Origin of the sequence: Candidatus Nanopelagicus limnes, from assembly GCF_002287885.2 — a bacterium.
Lineage (GTDB): Bacteria > Actinomycetota > Actinomycetes > Nanopelagicales > Nanopelagicaceae > Nanopelagicus > Nanopelagicus limnae.
The window spans coordinates 229,702-247,166 of the sequence record NZ_CP016768.2 but is presented as its reverse complement, the minus strand read 5'-3'; the positions used below and the strand labels follow the sequence as shown (position 1 = coordinate 247,166).

At 41.2% G+C, this 17,465-nt stretch carries 17 protein-coding genes and 1 riboswitch; of the genes, 7 read left to right on the top strand and 10 right to left on the bottom strand.

Annotated features, from left to right (window positions below):
- Positions 1-3: 3 nt before the first annotated feature.
- A complete protein-coding gene (locus tag B1s21122_RS01255; RefSeq protein ID WP_095681018.1) occupies positions 4-1,722 on the bottom strand; it encodes a glycosyl hydrolase family 18 protein in 1,719 nt (572 codons plus the stop codon).
- A gap of 31 nt (positions 1,723-1,753) precedes the next feature.
- A complete protein-coding gene (locus tag B1s21122_RS01250) occupies positions 1,754-2,005 on the bottom strand; it encodes a DUF3039 domain-containing protein (RefSeq protein ID WP_095681019.1) in 252 nt (83 codons plus the stop codon).
- A 40-nt stretch (positions 2,006-2,045) separates the two neighbouring features.
- Here B1s21122_RS01250 and argF point away from each other — a divergent pair, with 40 nt between their 5' ends.
- The 5 genes from argF (at position 2,046) to B1s21122_RS01225 (ending at position 6,970) form a co-directional block, all read left to right on the top strand.
- A complete protein-coding gene (argF, locus tag B1s21122_RS01245; RefSeq protein ID WP_095681020.1) occupies positions 2,046-2,999 on the top strand; it encodes an ornithine carbamoyltransferase in 954 nt (317 codons plus the stop codon).
- Between the two features lie 25 nt (positions 3,000-3,024).
- Positions 3,025-4,149, top strand: a complete 1,125-nt coding sequence (locus tag B1s21122_RS01240; protein ID WP_095681021.1) for a Re/Si-specific NAD(P)(+) transhydrogenase subunit alpha — start codon at positions 3,025-3,027, stop codon at positions 4,147-4,149.
- Positions 4,149-4,475: an NAD(P) transhydrogenase subunit alpha part 2 gene (locus tag B1s21122_RS01235; RefSeq protein ID WP_095681022.1), complete on the top strand. Its 327-nt coding sequence runs from the start codon at positions 4,149-4,151 to the stop codon at positions 4,473-4,475. Before B1s21122_RS01240 ends, B1s21122_RS01235 begins: the two co-directional genes overlap by 1 nt.
- The gene (locus B1s21122_RS01230; protein ID WP_095681023.1) at positions 4,472-5,857 is read left to right on the top strand and encodes an NAD(P)(+) transhydrogenase (Re/Si-specific) subunit beta; all 1,386 of its coding nucleotides are present in this window, start codon (positions 4,472-4,474) and stop codon (positions 5,855-5,857) included. The genes B1s21122_RS01235 and B1s21122_RS01230 overlap by 4 nt, the downstream gene beginning before the upstream one ends.
- 63 nt (positions 5,858-5,920) lie before the next feature.
- A complete protein-coding gene (locus tag B1s21122_RS01225; RefSeq protein ID WP_095681024.1) occupies positions 5,921-6,970 on the top strand; it encodes a pirin family protein in 1,050 nt (349 codons plus the stop codon).
- A 43-nt stretch (positions 6,971-7,013) separates the two neighbouring features.
- Here B1s21122_RS01225 and pnuC read toward each other — a convergent pair whose 3' ends face one another.
- The 6 genes from pnuC to B1s21122_RS01195 form a co-directional block, all read right to left on the bottom strand.
- Positions 7,014-7,688 carry a nicotinamide riboside transporter PnuC gene (gene pnuC, locus B1s21122_RS01220; RefSeq protein ID WP_095681025.1) on the bottom strand — a complete coding sequence of 225 codons (675 nt, stop codon included), beginning with the start codon at positions 7,686-7,688 and terminating at the stop codon, positions 7,014-7,016.
- Positions 7,689-7,699: 11 nt separating this feature from the next.
- Positions 7,700-7,826, bottom strand: a riboswitch (FMN riboswitch).
- Positions 7,827-7,850: 24 nt separating this feature from the next.
- Positions 7,851-9,188: an argininosuccinate synthase gene (gene argG / locus B1s21122_RS01215; protein WP_095681026.1), complete on the bottom strand. Its 1,338-nt coding sequence runs from the start codon at positions 9,186-9,188 to the stop codon at positions 7,851-7,853.
- A 22-nt stretch (positions 9,189-9,210) separates the two neighbouring features.
- Positions 9,211-9,828 (bottom strand): type II secretion system F family protein, encoded by a 618-nt coding sequence (locus B1s21122_RS01210; protein ID WP_095681027.1) that lies wholly within the window; start codon positions 9,826-9,828, stop codon positions 9,211-9,213.
- On the bottom strand, positions 9,825-10,484 hold the full coding sequence (locus tag B1s21122_RS01205; protein WP_095681028.1) for a type II secretion system F family protein: 660 nt from the start codon (positions 10,482-10,484) through the stop codon (positions 9,825-9,827). Before B1s21122_RS01205 ends, B1s21122_RS01210 begins: the two co-directional genes overlap by 4 nt.
- A gap of 8 nt (positions 10,485-10,492) precedes the next feature.
- Complete coding sequence (locus B1s21122_RS01200; RefSeq protein ID WP_095681029.1) at positions 10,493-11,509, bottom strand: TadA family conjugal transfer-associated ATPase; 1,017 nt, start codon at positions 11,507-11,509, stop codon at positions 10,493-10,495.
- Positions 11,510-11,583: 74 nt separating this feature from the next.
- Positions 11,584-12,072 (bottom strand): nucleotidyl cyclase domain-containing protein, encoded by a 489-nt coding sequence (locus tag B1s21122_RS01195; RefSeq protein WP_095681030.1) that lies wholly within the window; start codon positions 12,070-12,072, stop codon positions 11,584-11,586.
- Between the two features lie 33 nt (positions 12,073-12,105).
- Between B1s21122_RS01195 and B1s21122_RS01190 the strand changes: the two genes are divergently transcribed.
- Positions 12,106-12,474 (top strand): hypothetical protein, encoded by a 369-nt coding sequence (locus B1s21122_RS01190; RefSeq protein ID WP_223299071.1) that lies wholly within the window; start codon positions 12,106-12,108, stop codon positions 12,472-12,474.
- Here B1s21122_RS01190 and B1s21122_RS01185 read toward each other — a convergent pair whose 3' ends face one another.
- Positions 12,475-13,203 (bottom strand): SDR family NAD(P)-dependent oxidoreductase, encoded by a 729-nt coding sequence (locus B1s21122_RS01185; RefSeq protein ID WP_095681032.1) that lies wholly within the window; start codon positions 13,201-13,203, stop codon positions 12,475-12,477. It lies immediately after the preceding gene.
- A 169-nt stretch (positions 13,204-13,372) separates the two neighbouring features.
- Here B1s21122_RS01185 and B1s21122_RS01180 point away from each other — a divergent pair, with 169 nt between their 5' ends.
- Positions 13,373-17,128, top strand: a complete 3,756-nt coding sequence (locus B1s21122_RS01180; RefSeq protein WP_095681033.1) for a multifunctional oxoglutarate decarboxylase/oxoglutarate dehydrogenase thiamine pyrophosphate-binding subunit/dihydrolipoyllysine-residue succinyltransferase subunit — start codon at positions 13,373-13,375, stop codon at positions 17,126-17,128.
- Here B1s21122_RS01180 and B1s21122_RS01175 read toward each other — a convergent pair.
- On the bottom strand, positions 17,125-17,442 hold the full coding sequence (locus B1s21122_RS01175; protein ID WP_095681034.1) for a S26 family signal peptidase: 318 nt from the start codon (positions 17,440-17,442) through the stop codon (positions 17,125-17,127). The genes B1s21122_RS01180 and B1s21122_RS01175 overlap by 4 nt on opposite strands.
- Positions 17,443-17,465: the final 23 nt, after the last annotated feature.

The window sequence follows — 17,465 nt, the reverse complement described above, 5'->3', positions numbered from 1 at the left end:
TAATTATCTAACTAAAACAGTTATCTCATCACTCATACCGGCGGTATTTTTGCTACCAGCTGTAATAACTACCTGGTAGGTAGCAAGACCAGGCTCTGTGATTTTGGTATTAAAGGTAAATAAGCCATTGGCATCAGTTGCGAATTCACCGATCGACTTACCACCTTGCTTAACAGTTAACTTGATATCAGCGCTTTTTGGCGACACCTGTCCAGTGACTGCATAAGTTGTGTTAACTTTTAGCGAAGCCGGTAGATCTAACCTAACTTTTGGAATAACTGAAATAGTTTTTTCTAAAGTCTTTCCCTCTGATCTTTCCCAACTACCTTCAGAAACTAATCTGATCTCACTTTTTTGCCCCACAATAACTGGTACTGCTATTACCCCGGCAGCATCGGTTACCCCGGCAGCTAAAGTTCTCCAACTATTATCTGAACTGTTTTTGATTTCAAATCTAACATTTAGGGATGGAATTGGAGTTTTATCAGGTAGTTTGAAAGTGCCAGTTAAGTTAAAGGTGGAGCCGTAGGCGATCTGCTCTAAATCTGTTGACATTGTGCCAATAACTTGATCTGGTGCAATCGATTTTGCAATATCTCTAACTGCAGTAATTGCTGCAGTGTTTTCCATACCAAAGGTCCAAACCGCAATTCCACCTAATCGGTATTTGCCAACTAAATTGGTTCTTGCTGCATAACTTTTCTCATCTGGAAACCAAACTGTCCTAGTTGCAGTACAAAAGCTGGCAGAGTTTGTTGGGTCCACATATGACTTCTTGTAGGTAAAAGTTGATTCTGCGTGAGTTGGGTTATAAGTAATCGCTGCATTATTAGTTGTTGCAAGTGTCACCGCTTCGCGCATTACAACTGCAGCTTTTGCGCCCACTACAACTGAGGTGGCAAAATCTTTTGGACAAAAGCCTTCAACCTTTGTAATCCAATCTCTGCCATATCCTGGTATTCCAAGAAATACTTTTGAAGCTGGCATCTGTGTTGACGCATACTTAACAGCATCTTCACTCCAAGGAAGTGGACCAATTGGGCCAGGATTCACCGTTGAAAAGTCATAAGCCATAATCCGAAGACGATCTATGTGCGGTCCAATTTCTGCCCAAGAAAAAACCCAATTACCAGCTCTTTTAGTTTCTGGAGCAAAATCTGGTGGGGTTGTTACCGATAATAATTTTCCTTGCTCATGCAAGGCAGTAGATAACTCTTTTATAAAAGCAATCCAATTTGGTTTTGTTGTTGGCCAAGATGATCTGCCATCTTGGGTGTAAAAGACTTCAAAATCTAAGTCAATACCATCATAGTTATATCTAAGTACTAGTGACTTAATTGTTTGAACAATATTGGTTCGTGATGTTGGATTAGCGAGTAAGTTAGCTAGGACTAATTTTTTTGTGTCATCTGTAATGGTGGGAAGTAATAGCAATCCATTGGCTTTTAATCTAGCAATTACTGCCTCTTTGGAAGTTGTGTATTTACCTAAGGCATATTTATCTTTGATATTTGTTTCACCAGTTAAGCCATACCAAAATGGTGAGATATCTTTGATCAAATCTAAATTACCTTCAACTGTTGGCAGATTACGAGCAAGTGAATAATCTGGTAACCAGCCAGATAAAATTCTTCGCGGTGGGTTATCGGCATTGGCCGGCGTTAATGTTGAGAGTGCAAATGAGAAAGCAACTGCAAGTATTAATAATTTACGCGATCTCATGAATTTTAGAGTATCGGTTTTAACTGAGAATTTACTTTAGGCGGGCGTGAATCTCTTTACATGTTGGACATACTGGGAATTTTTGTGGATCACGATTCGGTATCCACTTCTTGCCACATAAAGCTCGCACAGGTTTACCTGTTACAGCTGATTCTGTGATCTTATTTTTATCAACGTAGTGGGAGAAGCGTTCATGGTCGCCCTCATCAGTTGGCGATAAATCTTCCTTCTCTAATAAGTCAGTCTTGCCTGATTTAATGCGTAAATCATCGAGAAATCCCATACCCAAATCTTAATCCAAATTTATCGCCTACCATTTACCAATGAGCCGGCCACTTAAAGATCTCCTGCGCACCTCTGATCTGTCCAAAGCAGATATTGAATTGCTTTTGGATACGGCGAGTAAATTTGCCAAAAAACCACTACGCGCAAAGAAAGCTTTGGCGAAAAAGACGGTTGCAATATATATGACCAAGTCTTCAACCCGGACAAGGTTGGCATCTGAAACTGCAGTCGCTCATTTAGGCGGCTCACCAATCTTCTTACGAGCTGATGATCTACAAATAGGTCGTGGTGAAACTATCTCTGATACTGCAAAGATAATTTCTGGATTTTGTAGCGCACTTATTGTTAGAACTTTTGCTCAGTCAGATGTAGATGAATTAGGAAAACACGCATCGATTCCAGTCATCAATGCCTTAACTGATGATGATCACCCGACACAATTACTTGCTGATTGGTTAACTATTAATGAAAGATTTGGTAAAGATTTAAAGGGTCGTAAGTTTTCTTATATTGGCGATGGCAATAATGTTGCCTCTGCTTGGTTAATCATGGGCGCAACCATGGGAGAACATGTTGTTGTTGCAACACCAGGTGGTAAGTGGGCGCCAAAGGCCAGTGTTGTTAATCAAGCACTTGAAATTGCTAAACGATCTGGCGCACAAATTGAAGTTACCTCCGATGCTAAAGCTGCTGCCACCGGTGCGAGCGCTATCTACACCGATGTTTGGATGTCTATGGGAGATTCTGAATCTGATCGAGCAGAAAAAATATCTGCCTTGACGCCATTTGCAGTTACGCAAGAATTGATGAAGTTAACTGCTAAGGACTCCATATTTATGCACTGCTTGCCTGCCCACCGCGGTGAAGAGGTTTCAGCTGAAGTAATCGATGGCGAAAAATCTGTTGTCTGGCGCCAGGCATTTCATCGTAGAACTACAATTCAAGCCTTGCTATATCACCTGACTAAAGGTGATTTAATGGGCAATAAGTAAAGTTAGGGTTGGGTAAAGTAAGCAGATGCGAATTGGCGTGCCTAAGGAAACAAAAGCTGGGGAACTACGCGTTGCCTTAGTGCCAGATATTATTTCTAAATTAACCAAAGCAGGCTTAGAAGTAGTTATTGAATCAAATGCCGGCCTTGCTGCTGAGTATTCAGATAAGCAATTTAGCGATGCCGGAGCTGAAGTGAAAAGCGGTGATGTATTAGCCGCAAGTGATGTGGTCTTATCAGTGCAGCCACTTACTGCTAATCAAATGAAAACATTGAAAAAAGGTTCAATAACTATCTCATTCCTATCTCCATCAACTTCGCAAGATTCAATTGATGCAGCAGTCAGTGCTGGCGTTACAGCCATTTCACTTGAAATGGTGCCAAGAATCTCTAGAGCGCAATCAATGGACGCACTTACCTCTCAAGCACTTTGTGCCGGTTATAAAGCATCCTTAGTTGCAGCTGAGCTATCCCCTAAATTTTTCCCACTACTTATGACTGCAGCTGGCACAGTAACTCCAGCAAAAGTTGTAGTACTAGGCGCTGGTGTTGCGGGATTACAAGCAATTGCAACTGCAAAAAGATTAGGCGCTGTGGTCTCTGCCTATGATGTTCGACCAGCATCTGCTGATGAAGTTAAATCCATGGGCGCAAAATTTATTAACTTAGAACTTGAAGCACTTGAAGGCGCCGGTGGTTACGCAAGGGAGATGACGGAGGAGCGAGCAAATAAGCAACGTGAATTGCTCACGCCGTATATTGCATCAGCTGATGTTCTAATTACTACCGCTGCAGTTCCTGGACGCACAGCTCCAAGGTTGGTAACTGCGCAGATGGTTTCACAAATGATACCAGGCTCAGTAGTAGTGGATTTAGCATCTGAAACCGGCGGAAATGTTGAAGGCTCTGTTGCTGGTGAAGTTATTACAACAAGTGGCGGAGTTAAAATCTGGGGTGGCAAAGATGTTCCAAGCCAATTAGCATTTCACGCATCCATGCTCTTCTCAAGAAATGTTGTGAACCTACTTTTACTTATGACAAAAACTATTGATGGCAAACCCACGGGAGATATCGAGCCAGACTTTAGCGATGAGATTATTGATTCAGCCACCCTTACCCATAACGGAGCTAGACGAGAGAAAGGTAAGTAATGGCATCTGAACTAATGAGCAATGAGATCGCATTACTTGCAATCTTTATTCTTTCAGTATTTGTTGGCTTTGAAGTAGTTTCAAAGGTTTCAACAACTTTACACACACCTTTAATGAGTGGTGCAAATGCAATTCATGGCGTGATTTTAGTTGGCGCAATTGTTGTAGCAGATCACGCAAAAACTACTCTTGAGATATCGCTGGCACTTGCCGCTGTTATTTTGGCAACCATAAATATGGTTGGTGGTTTTGTAGTAACTGATCGAATGTTGCAGATGTTTAAAGGCAAAAACAAACCAAAGAAAGATAAGGGTGAAGACAAATGAGTCGTAACCTTTATGATCTTATTGGTTTAGCAGCAGGCATATGTTTCATATTGGCCCTAAAAGGTTTGTCCTCTCCAAAATCTGCTCGTAGGGGTAACTTGATTGGCGCACTAGGCGCCACAGTTGCAACCGTCATAGTTTTCTTTTATGCAAATGGTGGAAAGGCACTAAACAATCAAACTTTAATTCTGGCAGCTATTGCCTTTGGTGTAGTAGTTGGAGTGCCATCTGCCCGTAAGGTTCAAATGACACAAATGCCACAACTTGTTGCACTATTTAATGGTGTTGGTGGTGGCGCTGCAGCATTAGTTGCGATCGTTGAGTACTTAAAGCTTGGAAGTGACGCTACAACTCCAGTCGTTGTTGCAACAGTTTTCACCGTAATCGTTGGCTGCGTATCATTTTCAGGTTCGATCATTACCTTCCTTAAATTACAAGAGTTAATGACAACTAGGCCGGTAATTTTCCCATTTGGTCGACAGATTATTGCTTTGACCTTAATTGGAGTGTTAGCAAGTGGTGGTTGGGTAATTTCAAGTGGTGGCACTACTCCACTTCTTATCAATGGTCTACTTTCATTGTTATTTGGAATTTTGTTTGTACTACCAGTTGGCGGCGCGGATGTTCCAATTGTTATTTCACTTTTGAATGCATTTACTGGATTAACTGTTGCAGCATCTGGTTATGTACTAGAAACTACTTTGTTAATCGTGGCTGGAACATTAGTTGGCGCTTCTGGAACTATTCTGACCCGCTTAATGGCAGATGCCATGGGTAGATCTTTATTTGGAACTTTATTTGGTGCATTCACGGCAAAGGCAAGTACTGCTACAGGTGAAGCAGATGCTCGTCCAGTTAAATCAGGATCTGCTGATGACGTTGCAATCTTGCTCAACTACGCCCAACGTGTTGTCATCGTTCCTGGTTTTGGGTTAGCTGTTGCCCAGGCTCAACACACAGTTCGAGAGTTAGCTGATTTACTAGCTGCAAAAGGTGTTGAGGTTGCCTACGGCATACATCCAGTTGCTGGTCGAATGCCAGGACATATGAATGTGTTACTTGCTGAGGCAAATGTTCCGTATGAACAATTAGTTGAGATGGAAGAGATCAATCCAACATTTCCACAAACAGATGTTGTCTTAGTTGTTGGCGCAAATGATGTGGTTAACCCTGCTGCTAAAACCACCCCAGGCTGTCCTATCTATGGCATGCCAATATTAGATGTGGCTTTAGCTGGAAATGTGATTTTCCTGAAGAGGTCTATGCGTCCAGGCTTTGCTGGTATTGAGAATGAATTGTTATATGAACCAAAAACTACCTTACTTTTTGGAGATGCGAAGGATTCGCTAACAAAAGTAGTTAGCGCGCTAAAGGCGTTATAGGGAATATTTACAGTAATAAATTAGTTGTAGTATTTACCACCATTAAAAATCATTGGAGACACTTTGCCAGCAGTAACTGTTAAAGATATAACCCTTCTTCCTAGAGTAGTTGGCGATCCTTCAGCTCCATCTAGACGAGTAAAAAGTATTACTACTGCACCTCAGGGACATGAAGGTGAAGGATTTCCAGTTAGAAGAGCATTTGCAGGTGTTGACTTAGCAGATTTAGATCCATTTATTCATCTAGATCAAATGGGTGAGGTTGAGTACGCACCAGGTGAACCAAAAGGAACTCCGTGGCATCCGCACCGAGGATTTGAAACAGTTACTTACATTATTGATGGCATCTTTGATCATTATGACAATCATGGTGGTGGTGGAACGATTTCCAATGGTGATACCCAGTGGATGACCGCTGGTGCAGGAATTTTGCATATTGAAACTCCACCAGAGCATTTAGTTATGAGTGGTGGTTTATTTCATGGCTTTCAGCTTTGGGTAAATCTACCTGCAGCTAAAAAATGGTCACCACCTGCCTATCAAGATTTAAGAGCATCTGATGTTGCATTGCTATCTTCAAGTGATGGTGGCGCGCTCATGCGTGTAATTGCTGGTGAAGTTGCAGGACATAAAGGTCCTGGTTCAACACAAACTCCAATTACTTTAGTGCATGCAACTTTACAACCAGGTGCTGAATTAAGAATTCCTTGGAACCCTTCTTATAACGCTTTAGCTTATGTATTAAATGGATTTGGAACTGTTGGCGATGAAAAGAGTGCAATTAAAACTGGGCAACTTGTTACCTATCGAGATGGTGATCAAATAGTTATCACTGCTGATCTAAATCAAGAATCTCGTTCACCAACTATGGATGTTTTAATACTTGGTGGACTACCAATCAAAGAACCTGTGGCCTGGATGGGTCCATTTGTTATGAACACTAAAACTGAAGTTTTGAAAGCTTTTGATGATTTCCAAAAAGGAGTGCTTGGAGTTGTGCCACCTGACTGGAGTAAAGCAAAAAGACCGATGCAACGAGATGGTATTGGATATAAATTAAGCGGTGACTTAAAGGGTGTTCACGGAACCCCCGAAGAGCTGCAGGAGCGTTAAAAAAGGACCGAGAATTATCTCGGTCCTTTTTTATTACTCTTAATTAGGAACTTACTTTTTCTTTCTTTGAGATCTTCAGCCAAGAAATAAAGCCCCAGATAACAAATGGTAAGTAGATTGCATACAAAGTTCCAGTTGGGTAGTAACCGTTGCTGAATGCAAATGGCACTCCAACTAGATCAACTGCAACCCAGACCAACCAGAATTCAACATAGCCACGGCTCATACCAAAGGTCGCCAAAGCTGTTCCAGTAAATATCCAGGTATCAACTGCTAACCAGGTTCCGGTTTGACCTAACGATTTAAACAACTGATATGCAAGTGTGTAGAAAATTATGATGGCCGGTACTAAAACCATCTTCTCTTTGGTTGTTGTCCAACGTGGAACAACCGCAGGAGTTCCTGGTGCACCTGATTTACGGTGCTGATTCCAACGAATCCAGCCATAAATGCTGACAAAGATTAAAAGAAGATTTCGACCAGCTTGGCCGTAAAAAGTCTTTTCATCACCATCTGCACCAAATGAAAATACTGCGCCTAGAAACACGGTGAATAAAAGTGCGTCACCAGTAATTCCAATTGGCCATGCAAATACTTTTCTTTTTAATCCAAAGACAGCACTAGTAAGACCTAAAAGTCCACCAATGATCTCTCGGTAAGTAATTGATTTACTACCAAATTGGATTTGAGCTTCAAACAGCCATTCCAAAATAGACATGCATTATCTCCTAGATGTTCCTTTATCCAGACTTTAACTGTCGGTCTTGGAGTTTCACCAAGTCAACCAAATGAATTTCATTTGGGTCGCGGACTTTGACCGCCGGTTCGGAATTACACCGACCCCCGGAAACATCAAGACCGATACTACTTTATGAATCAACTACTTTTTATCGTTACCAATTTCCTTGATTAGTTCAAAGTCAGCGCTACCCAATTGGCCTTGTGATGCATACAACTCTAATTTGGCTCTGGTGTCGGCAATATCTAGATTTCTCATAGTTAATTGACCAATTCGATCTGACGGGCCAAAGGCTGCGTCCTCGGTTCGCTCCATTGATAACTTCTCAGGTGAGTAGGAAAGATTTTTACCTTGGGTATTAATGATTGAATAATCATCGCCTCTGCGCAATCTAATAGTTACCTTTCCAGTGATTGCAGATGCAACCCATGAGGTTAATGATTGACGCAACATTAATGATTGTGGATCAAACCAACGTCCTTCATAAAGTAAGCGACCTAATTTGCGTCCCTGCTCATGGTAAGTAGCAATTGTGTCCTCATTATGAATTGCACTAACCAATCTTTCATAAGCAATAAACAACAAAGCTAAGCCAGGTGCTTCATAGATTCCTCGACTTTTAGCTTCGATAATTCTGTTTTCGATTTGATCACTCATTCCAAGACCATGTCGGCCACCAATGGCATTTACCTCTTTGATTAAAGCAACTGCATCCTTAATCTCTTTACCATTTACCGCTGTAGGCCTGCCCTGGCTAAATTCGATAGTTACATCTTCACTCTCAATTTTCACAGATGGATCCCAAAACTTAACACCCATAATTGGTTCAACTATTTCAATATGTGACTCTAAATTCTCTAGTGATTTTGCTTCATGTGTGGCACCTAAAATATTTGCATCAGTGCTATATGCCTTCTCAGTTGAATCTCGATATGGCAACTTGTGGTCTACTAACCACTTTGACATCTCTTTTCTTCCGCCAAGTTCAGCAACAAAATCCTTATCAAGCCATGGCTTGTATATTTTTAATTTCGGGTTAGCTAATAATCCATAACGATAAAAACGCTCAATATCATTTCCTTTATAGGTTGAACCATCTCCCCAAATTAAAACATTATCTGCAAGCATCGCTCTAACAAGCAAGGTTCCAGTCACAGCGCGTCCAAGAGGTGTGGTATTAAAATATGCTCGGCCTGCAGTTGTAATATGGAAAGCACCGCAGGCAAGTGCAGCTAAACCTTCTTCTACTAACGCAGCTTTGCAATCAACAAGACGTGCGATCTCAGCGCCATACTCTTTGGCTCTATCAGGAACAGTCGCGATATTTTTTTCATCGTATTGACCTAAATCTGCTGTGTAGGTACAAGGAGTTGCACCTTTACTTTTCATCCATGCCACCGCAACTGAAGTGTCTAACCCGCCACTAAATGCAATGCCAACTTTTTGACCAACCGGTAAAGATGAAAGCACTTTAGACATGGCTGCAGTCTAACCTTTCGTCTTAAAACCCCGCTTGGTTTAAGCCATAGATCGAGGGCCAAATAGCAAAACTTATTGAAACGGGCAGGATTAAAAAGACCACTGGGATAAGCAAGGCAATTTCACTCTTGCCCGATTTTTTCAATAGCTCAAGATTTATCTGCTTATTCAGTGCCACTACTTGGTTGTTTAGTACATCCAAAATTGGTGTGCCACGTTGGATTGCGATTTGAATTGAATTGGTGAGTCTTCTAACCTGGGTTGAACCCGTAGCCACAGCAATAAAATTTAAGGTCTGAGTTAGATTTATGCCACTTGAGTATTTCTCAAAACTCTTACTAATTAACTTTGGTAAATGACCTTCTGATCTAGTAGAAACATGCTTAAGCGCCATCATGGGACTTTCACCAGCTGAAATCATGATTGAGATCATCTGCAAAATACTGACTAGCTCTTCATTAATCTCACTTTGTTTGATTTCACTTCCAGTTACTTTCCCAATTAAGCTTTTTATCCAAAATAGCTCTTTAGCATAATTAGAAACTGATACTAAAGCTGCTGCCTCAACCAAGATTATTCGCATTGAAAGCAACAGGGCTGGGGCTATGAGGATAAATATGTAAAGATTAATACTTTTCATTTGTCGCTCAATGCAAGAGTAAATATTCGTTTAGCTTTAGGTAAGTTCGCAATTCTATTCATCCAATAATATGCAATTAAAGTCGCCAAGACTCCGATAGCCATTAAAAATTGTCCAAATGGTTGCTGATATGCAACTCTTGCATTTATTTGGGTGCGAAGGATTAGAAACAGTAGCCAAGGGGCAAGGGCAGCCAAATTGGCCGAATTCTTAATCCAACCAAATCTAGTATTAATCTCAGCGCGAACTGATAAATCTGCTGATACATACTCTGATAGTTCACGAAGCACTTTGATCGTATTTCTGCTGCCAAACTTGGCGGCAAAGTAAAGCGCCTCACACAACTGATCAGATATTGGGTCTGCAAATTTAACCTTTAATTTATTAAGAGCCATTTCAAATTTAACACCGCTTGCCATATTTGTTGAAAAATCTGCAAAATCTAATCGAAGTGAATTTGGGCCAACATTTGCCAAGTTAGACAGGCTCTCAGTAATCGATGCCCCTGATTGCAATGAGGAAATGACCAGATCCAAAGCTTCTGGCCAGGCATTTGCTCGATTTTGGGCTGCCTTCTTTTCTCTATTTTTCTTAACAATAAAATAAATTACTGCTGTTAAGAATGAGAGAAACATCCATACAAGTAAGTCTCTCATCAGTACTGTTATTGATTTCTTTTACTTAATAAGCTGGAAAGACTAGCTAAGCCTTTTTCATACTTGTTGCCATTCCACTTAAAGAGATTTTCTATTTCGATATTTCCACCCTCACATCTGCCAGTAACGGCAGCGATTTCAACAACTCTCCTGTTTCCGCTGGCATCTATCGAGCACTGAATAACCAAATCAATACTTGCTGCAATTGTGGGAGTGATAAAACTTTGAACGATATTTTCACCGGCGAGTAATGGCAGTAGTTGTAATTTGGAAATAGCTCCTTTAGCTGAATTTGCATGCAAAGTAGCCATGCCAGGCAGTCCTGAATTAAGTGCAATTAAAAGATCAAGTGCTTCTGCCTCTCTAACCTCGCCGACGATAATTCTGTTTGGCCTCATTCGAAGTGATTCTTTAATTAACCTTCTAAGTGATATCTCGCCATCACCCTCTAAATTTGCTGTTCGAGTTTGCAAAGCAATCCAATCAGGTAACTTTGGCTTTAATTCAAATACTTCTTCAACTGTAATTACTCTTTCACTAACTGGTATCTGACTTATTAAAGCGCTTAGAAATGTAGTTTTACCAGCTTGCGTGCCGCCACTAACTAATAGATTTAAACCACTAGTGACTGCTTGATTTAAAGTTTCTAGGATCTCAGTATTGATTGAACCAATTCTTACTAAGTCTTCAAGTGAATTACCACGATTGATATGTTTTCTAATGTTTACTGCCCAGTGAGTAGCTGTAACTTCAGGAATTGCTACATGTAGTCTGCTGCCATCAGGTAAGCGTGCGTCAACAAATGGGTTACTAACATCTAATCGGCGGCCACCCCAAATTAATAATCTTTCAATTAGATCATGAACTGCTTCTTTTGATAGGACTAAATTTGTAAGCTCACTACACCCCGAACGCGCAATAAAGACTCTACTGGGGGTGTTTATCCAAATTTCCTCAACGCTCTCATCCAGCACAAGATCTTTAAGCGGACCAAAACTATCTAACTGATTGCTAAGTTCATTCATTAGCCAATTATTGACAATAGTTGATGACTGAATTCACCCCTGTGAACAGATTAATACTGTGTGGATATCCAAGCTCACTGATTGTTATTAAAATGTATCTGATCAACTCTTTTATACCAATCAAGAATTGATTCACTCTGTTGCCATAAACACATACCAATGGTTATGAATTTAGGTAATTCTTTAACTAACCGATCCACTAGTTGCTCTGTAGTCTTTTTGTCAGCGCTATTTAACAGTATCCAAAAACCTAACTTTGAAACCCGACAAATACAATCGGACTGGCGAAAAGTACTCTTTAATTTAAAGTGTAAATTAACTAATTCGTTCTCAATTATGCTCTGTTGTTCGATTGAATCTAGGGTTTGATTATCTGCAAAGAAGTGCGTCAGGTTAATTGCAGTAGAAATTATGCTGATATCTGCAGGATTACGTTGGGCAATTGCAAGATCACGTTTAACAATTTGGTCAAAACGGTCTGGTGAAATTGCGCCAGTTAATAGATCAATCTCACCATTATTGGAGAGAAAAATAGAATCAATAACGCTCTCATACTTTTTCATGATCGTTATAAAGGGTAGTATTTAAAGATGGATATGAGAAGAGTCTTATCAACGGAGAAATCTCGAATCCGGGCGATTCTTCTGCTCAAATTTGAATCGCTGATCATTTTTGCCATTGTGCTTTATCTTTTGATCGCACCCTTTGTTTCCGATGTTAGCGCCCCAGCTGCTTTGTCAGCCGAGATTATTTTTGCAATTGTGGCAAGTGTAGGACTTTGGTTTTCAGCAGTGGGTTTTGAGAAAAAGCGCTCATTCGGCCGAGCCCCTGCGGTTTTAGCAAATTTAATCGCGCTAGGTGTTTCCTACTACATGATCTCTGGAAATTTTTTGTTAATTGGAATTCCGTTAGCTTTGTTAGCAGTAATTACTTTGATTTCAGCCGCGCTTGGCTATTCAGAGTAATCACCAATCAACTACTTGGCGATCCTCCCAAAGTAATCCAGTTTTATCTTTTGTTGGGTCAAAATCTCGCGTAGCTAACCAGATAGCAGTTTCAGCACCTTCTTGCGCACTTCGTGGGGCATCTGGTCCACCCATATCTGTGCGTGAATGATTTGGACAGATTGCATCTACTAAAAATCCGCGAGCGCCCAATAAAGTTTCATATGAAAGATTCTTAACTAAGGCGTTAACTCCAGCTTTGCTGATTCGATATGGTGCTAACCCGCCATGAGTTCCAGGGCCTGACATTCTGCCTAAGCAGGCTGAGTAAACAACAACTCTTCCCTTACGAGCATCAGCCATTGCAGGTGCTAATTGATTAATCGCAGTAAACACCGCGTCAAGATTTATAGCCAAAACTCTGCGCCACTCTTCATCTGTTGTTTTTAAAGTTTTTGACATTTTCTCACTCATCACACCGTGCGCAAGTACTAACACATCTAAAACTTCAAAGCCACGACTACTTGCATCCTCTGTTATCTCAATTAAAGTTTTACGAAATTTCTCACTATCTGCGACATCAACTGCGCGGTATTGGCAACCTAGTTTGGCGCCACTTTCTTTCACCCGATTTTCATCTTTGCCAATTATGTAAACAAAGATGCCGGCAGCAATTAAACCTTTGGCAGTTTCAAAGCCAAGCCCACGTGAGCCACCTGTAACTATTGCCCATTTGCCTTGATTACTCATGGGTGCAACCTTGCCGTTATTTACACCTACTCGCCACCCTTAATCATGTGCTGATGGCCACTTTCACTTAATTTATTAGGGGCCAGCGGGTTTAGTCAGTGCTGGCTTGCAGTTAAGATTGTCCATAAGGTGAGCAATCTCAATCTGGTGAAATATAGGGAGTGCATAGGTGAGTGAAGTAGGAGCTAATACGCCCGCTAATCACTTTGGTGGCTCTTTTGGACCTAATGAGTGGTTAGTGCAAGAAATGTATGAACGCTACCAAAGTGATCCATCTTCAGTTGATAAAGCCTGGTGGGATTTCTTTGCAGATTTCAAAGGTAATTCATCATTAAATGGCGCAGTAATTTCATCTACGCCAGCAACTAAACCTGGCACACCTCCTATTCCAAAATCACAATTAGCTAAACCAGCACCAGCTGCAGCAGTTGTTACACCGCCAGTTGTAGTTGCCCCAGTTGTTGTTGAAAAAGTTGAGCCAGCTGTAGTTGCAAGTACAACATTTAAGCCAGCCGATCCAATTGTTAAACCAATTCCAACCTTGGTTACACCAGGAGCATCCTCTGTTGAGCCACTACGCGGTGTGGCAGCCAGAGTTGTGCAATCGATGGAAGGCTCATTAACAGTTCCAACGGCAACTAGTGTTCGCGCAGTTGCGGCAAAACTTATGATTGATAATCGCACTGTAATTAATAATCATTTAAAGCGAGGCCGTGGCGGCAAAGTTTCATTTACCCACCTAATTGGTTATGCCATGATCAAGGCAATCCGAGCAATGCCTGAGATGAATGCATTTTTTACAGAGTTAGAGGGCAAACCAGCAATTGGACACCCTGAACATATTAATTTAGGTATTGCAATTGATTTAGCCAAGCCGGATGGATCTCGCCAATTACTTGTACCATCAATAAAAGGCTGTGAAGATTTAGATTTTGCGCAATTCTGGTCTGCCTATGAAGAAACTGTTAGAAAAGCACGTGGTGGCTCCTTAACAGTTGAGGATTTTGCCGGCACAACAATTTCACTAACTAATCCAGGAACAATTGGCACAGTTCATTCTGTGCCGCGCTTAGTGCAAGGACAAGGCACAATTCTTGGAGTTGGTGCGCTGGATTACCCGGCAGAGTTTCATGGCGCAAATGAACAAACTTTGGCAGATCTAGGAATCAGCAAAGTTGTTACATTAACTAGTACATACGATCATCGAATTATTCAAGGTGCACAATCTGGCGACTTTTTACGTCGAATTAATCAGATATTACTTGGTGAAGAAAACTTCTATGATGAAATTTTTGAAGCACTGCGAATTCCTTATGTACCAATTCGCTGGGTTGTTGATATGCAAGATGCAAAGGCTGATGAGGCAAGCAAAACCGCTAAAGTTCAAAAATTAATCGATGCATATCGAACAACTGGTCATTTAATGGCAGATGTTGAGCCATTAGCTTACGTTCAAAGATCACACCCAGATTTAGATGTAGTAACTCACGGTCTCTCGCTCTGGGATCTTGATCGCGAGTTTGCAACTGATGGTTTTGGTGGCAAGCCAACAATGAAGCTTCGTAGAATCTTAGGAATTCTTCGTGATTCATACTGTCGAACCATTGGCGTTGAATATATGTATATCGCTAATCCATTAGAGCGAAAGTGGATTCAAGAGCGGATTGAAGTTGGCGCCCCTAGAACTGCCCGCGAGGAACAACTTCGAATTTTAAGAAAGTTAAATTCAGCAGAGGCTTTTGAATCATTTTTACAAACTAAATATGTTGGCCAAAAGCGATTCTCACTAGAAGGTGGTGAATCAGTAATCCCACTTCTAGATGCAATGATTTCATCTGCGGCTGAGAGTAAATTAGATGAGGTCTGCATTGGTATGCCCCACCGTGGTCGTTTAAATGTTTTAGCAAATATTGCAGGTAAATCTTATGGCCAGATATTTCAAGAGTTTGAAGGCAATTATCATGAAAATGAAGTGCATGGTTCAGGTGATGTTAAGTACCACCTTGGAACTAAAGGAGTATTCACTGCAGAAAGTGGAGCTACAACCAAGATTTACTTAGCTGCTAATCCATCTCACCTTGAAGCGGTAAATCCAGTGCTAGAAGGAATTGTTCGAGCAAAGCAAGATAAATTAAGAGCAGCTGCTGGTGATTTTTCAGTTGATGAACAAACTTCTTACCCAGTTCTACCAATACTTTTACATGGTGATGCTGCATTTGCAGGTCAAGGCGTGGTCTCTGAAACCCTCTCACTTTCACTATTAAAGGGTTATCGCACAGGTGGCACCATTCATATCGTGGTTAATAATCAGGTTGGATTTACAACCTCACCACATGCTGCAAGATCATCAACTTATTCAACTGATATCGCCAAGATGATTCAGGCTCCGGTCTTTCATGTTAATGGTGATGATCCTGAAGCATGTGTTCGAGTTGCAAGGTTGGCTTTTGAATATCGCCAAGAGTTTAATAAAGATGTTGTCATTGATCTGATCTGCTACCGCAGACGTGGTCACAATGAAGGTGATGAGCCAAGCTTTACTCAACCATTGATGTATAAATTAGTGGATGCCAAGCGATCCACCAGAAAGCTTTACACCGAAGCGTTAATTGGCCGCGGTGACATAACTGTTGAAGAGGCTGAAGAGGTGTTGCGTGATTACCAGCAACAACTAGAGGGTGTATTTAGTTCAGTTCACAATACTGAGCCAGCAAGTGATCCAAATTGGAAAGCTCCAGTTGTGCCAGCACCAGAGGCAGTGAAAACTGCCGTGAGTGAAGCTGATTTAAAGAAGATTGCCGCTACTCAAGGTGATTTTCCAAAAGATTTCACAGTACATCCAAAATTACTGCCTCAACTATTAAAGCGCACTGAAATGCTTGCCGATGGCACAGTTGATTGGGCAGCAGGTGAAATGTTTGCATTCGGTTCATTACTTCTTGAAGGTCATCCAATCAGAATGAGTGGTCAAGATGTTAGACGTGGAACATTTAGTAATCGCCACGCAGTAGTAGTTGATAAGGAAACTGGCGCAGATCTTTTCCCACTTAGGTCATTGGTTAAAGATCCAAATCAATTCCATATCTATGACTCCTTCCTATCTGAGTATGCAGTGATGGGATTTGAGTATGGCTACTCCGTTGAGCGCGATAACGCCTTAGTTATTTGGGAAGCGCAATTTGGAGATTTCGCAAATGGTGCTCAAACTATTGTTGATGAATTTATCTCGTCCGCTCTTCAAAAATGGGGTGAGCGAACCTCTGTGGTGCTCTTGTTGCCACATGGCTATGAAGGTCAAGGACCTGATCACTCATCTGGTCGAATTGAAAGATTTTTAACCTTATGTGCTGAACAAAACATGACAGTAGCTCAGCCATCAACTCCTGCTTCATATTTTCATCTACTTAGATGGCATATGAAAAATCCAGCACGAAGGCCGCTAATTGTTTTTGAACCAAAATCAATGCTGCGCTTAAAAGCTGCTGCAAGTGAATTAACTGATTTTACAACTGGCACATTTAAACCGTTAATTGCAGATCCAAAAGTACAAAATGCAACTCGTTTAATTTTCACATCTGGAAAGGTTTACTACGATCTAATTGCCGAGCGGGAAAAATTAAATGAGTTCTCAACTGCAATTGTCAGAATTGAACAGTTATATCCACTGCCAGTTGATGAAATGATTGCCCAAGTAAAACTACATCCAAATGCAACTTTGCTATGGGTACAAGATGAACCGGCCAACCAAGGTCCTTGGCCATTCGTTGCCCTAGCTGTGGCTGAAGCTTTTGTTGCTCATGATGAGTTAGCCGGCCGAAGTTTGCGAAGAGTTTCTAGAAGAGCAACTGCAAGCCCTGCTACTGGAAACCATCACCTGCATGAAGAGGAAGAGAAGGCTTTAATGACTGAAGCCTTTACGCGTTAATTACCTTTTTTATAACGCAGCAATACTTTTCCTAAAATTTGTGAAGATTCAAGCCAACCCCAACTTCTAGAATCAGTACTTTCTGGGTTATCGCCTTCAACCCAAAACCTAATCACTCCGTGCTCAATTCGGGTTTGAGTCAATCGCTTTAACAACTTAACTCCGGGTCTAATTGGATCGGATATTAGGTAGAGCTTTCCAATTTTTAATCTGTGTTCCTGGCCACTTAATCTGCGGACTATTAACCAATCACCCTGGTTATAGGCAGGGGCCATTGAATTTCCTTCTACTACTACCCGGCTCAATCCAAACATGGGAGTATTCTCCCACTAAGTAA

What these genes read in the sequence shown, in the direction of transcription:
- B1s21122_RS01240 (WP_095681021.1), top strand. Translation starts at nt 3,025, where the DNA reads ATGCGAATTGGCGTGCCTAAGGAAACAAAAGCTGGGGAACTACGCGTT.
- pnuC (WP_095681025.1), bottom strand. Translation starts at nt 7,688, where the DNA reads ATGTCTATTTTGGAATGGCTGTTTGAAGCTCAAATCCAATTTGGTAGT.
- B1s21122_RS01230 (WP_095681023.1), top strand. Translation starts at nt 4,472, where the DNA reads ATGAGTCGTAACCTTTATGATCTTATTGGTTTAGCAGCAGGCATATGT.
- B1s21122_RS01250 (WP_095681019.1), bottom strand. Translation starts at nt 2,005, where the DNA reads ATGGGATTTCTCGATGATTTACGCATTAAATCAGGCAAGACTGACTTA.
- B1s21122_RS01205 (WP_095681028.1), bottom strand. Translation starts at nt 10,484, where the DNA reads ATGAGAGACTTACTTGTATGGATGTTTCTCTCATTCTTAACAGCAGTA.
- B1s21122_RS01185 (WP_095681032.1), bottom strand. Translation starts at nt 13,203, where the DNA reads ATGAGTAATCAAGGCAAATGGGCAATAGTTACAGGTGGCTCACGTGGG.
- B1s21122_RS01200 (WP_095681029.1), bottom strand. Translation starts at nt 11,509, where the DNA reads ATGAATGAACTTAGCAATCAGTTAGATAGTTTTGGTCCGCTTAAAGAT.
- B1s21122_RS01235 (WP_095681022.1), top strand. Translation starts at nt 4,149, where the DNA reads ATGGCATCTGAACTAATGAGCAATGAGATCGCATTACTTGCAATCTTT.
- argG (WP_095681026.1), bottom strand. Translation starts at nt 9,188, where the DNA reads ATGTCTAAAGTGCTTTCATCTTTACCGGTTGGTCAAAAAGTTGGCATT.
- B1s21122_RS01190 (WP_223299071.1), top strand. Translation starts at nt 12,106, where the DNA reads ATGAGAAGAGTCTTATCAACGGAGAAATCTCGAATCCGGGCGATTCTT.
- B1s21122_RS01175 (WP_095681034.1), bottom strand. Translation starts at nt 17,442, where the DNA reads ATGTTTGGATTGAGCCGGGTAGTAGTAGAAGGAAATTCAATGGCCCCT.
- B1s21122_RS01210 (WP_095681027.1), bottom strand. Translation starts at nt 9,828, where the DNA reads ATGAAAAGTATTAATCTTTACATATTTATCCTCATAGCCCCAGCCCTG.
- B1s21122_RS01255 (WP_095681018.1), bottom strand. Translation starts at nt 1,722, where the DNA reads ATGAGATCGCGTAAATTATTAATACTTGCAGTTGCTTTCTCATTTGCA.
- argF (WP_095681020.1), top strand. Translation starts at nt 2,046, where the DNA reads ATGAGCCGGCCACTTAAAGATCTCCTGCGCACCTCTGATCTGTCCAAA.
- B1s21122_RS01195 (WP_095681030.1), bottom strand. Translation starts at nt 12,072, where the DNA reads ATGAAAAAGTATGAGAGCGTTATTGATTCTATTTTTCTCTCCAATAAT.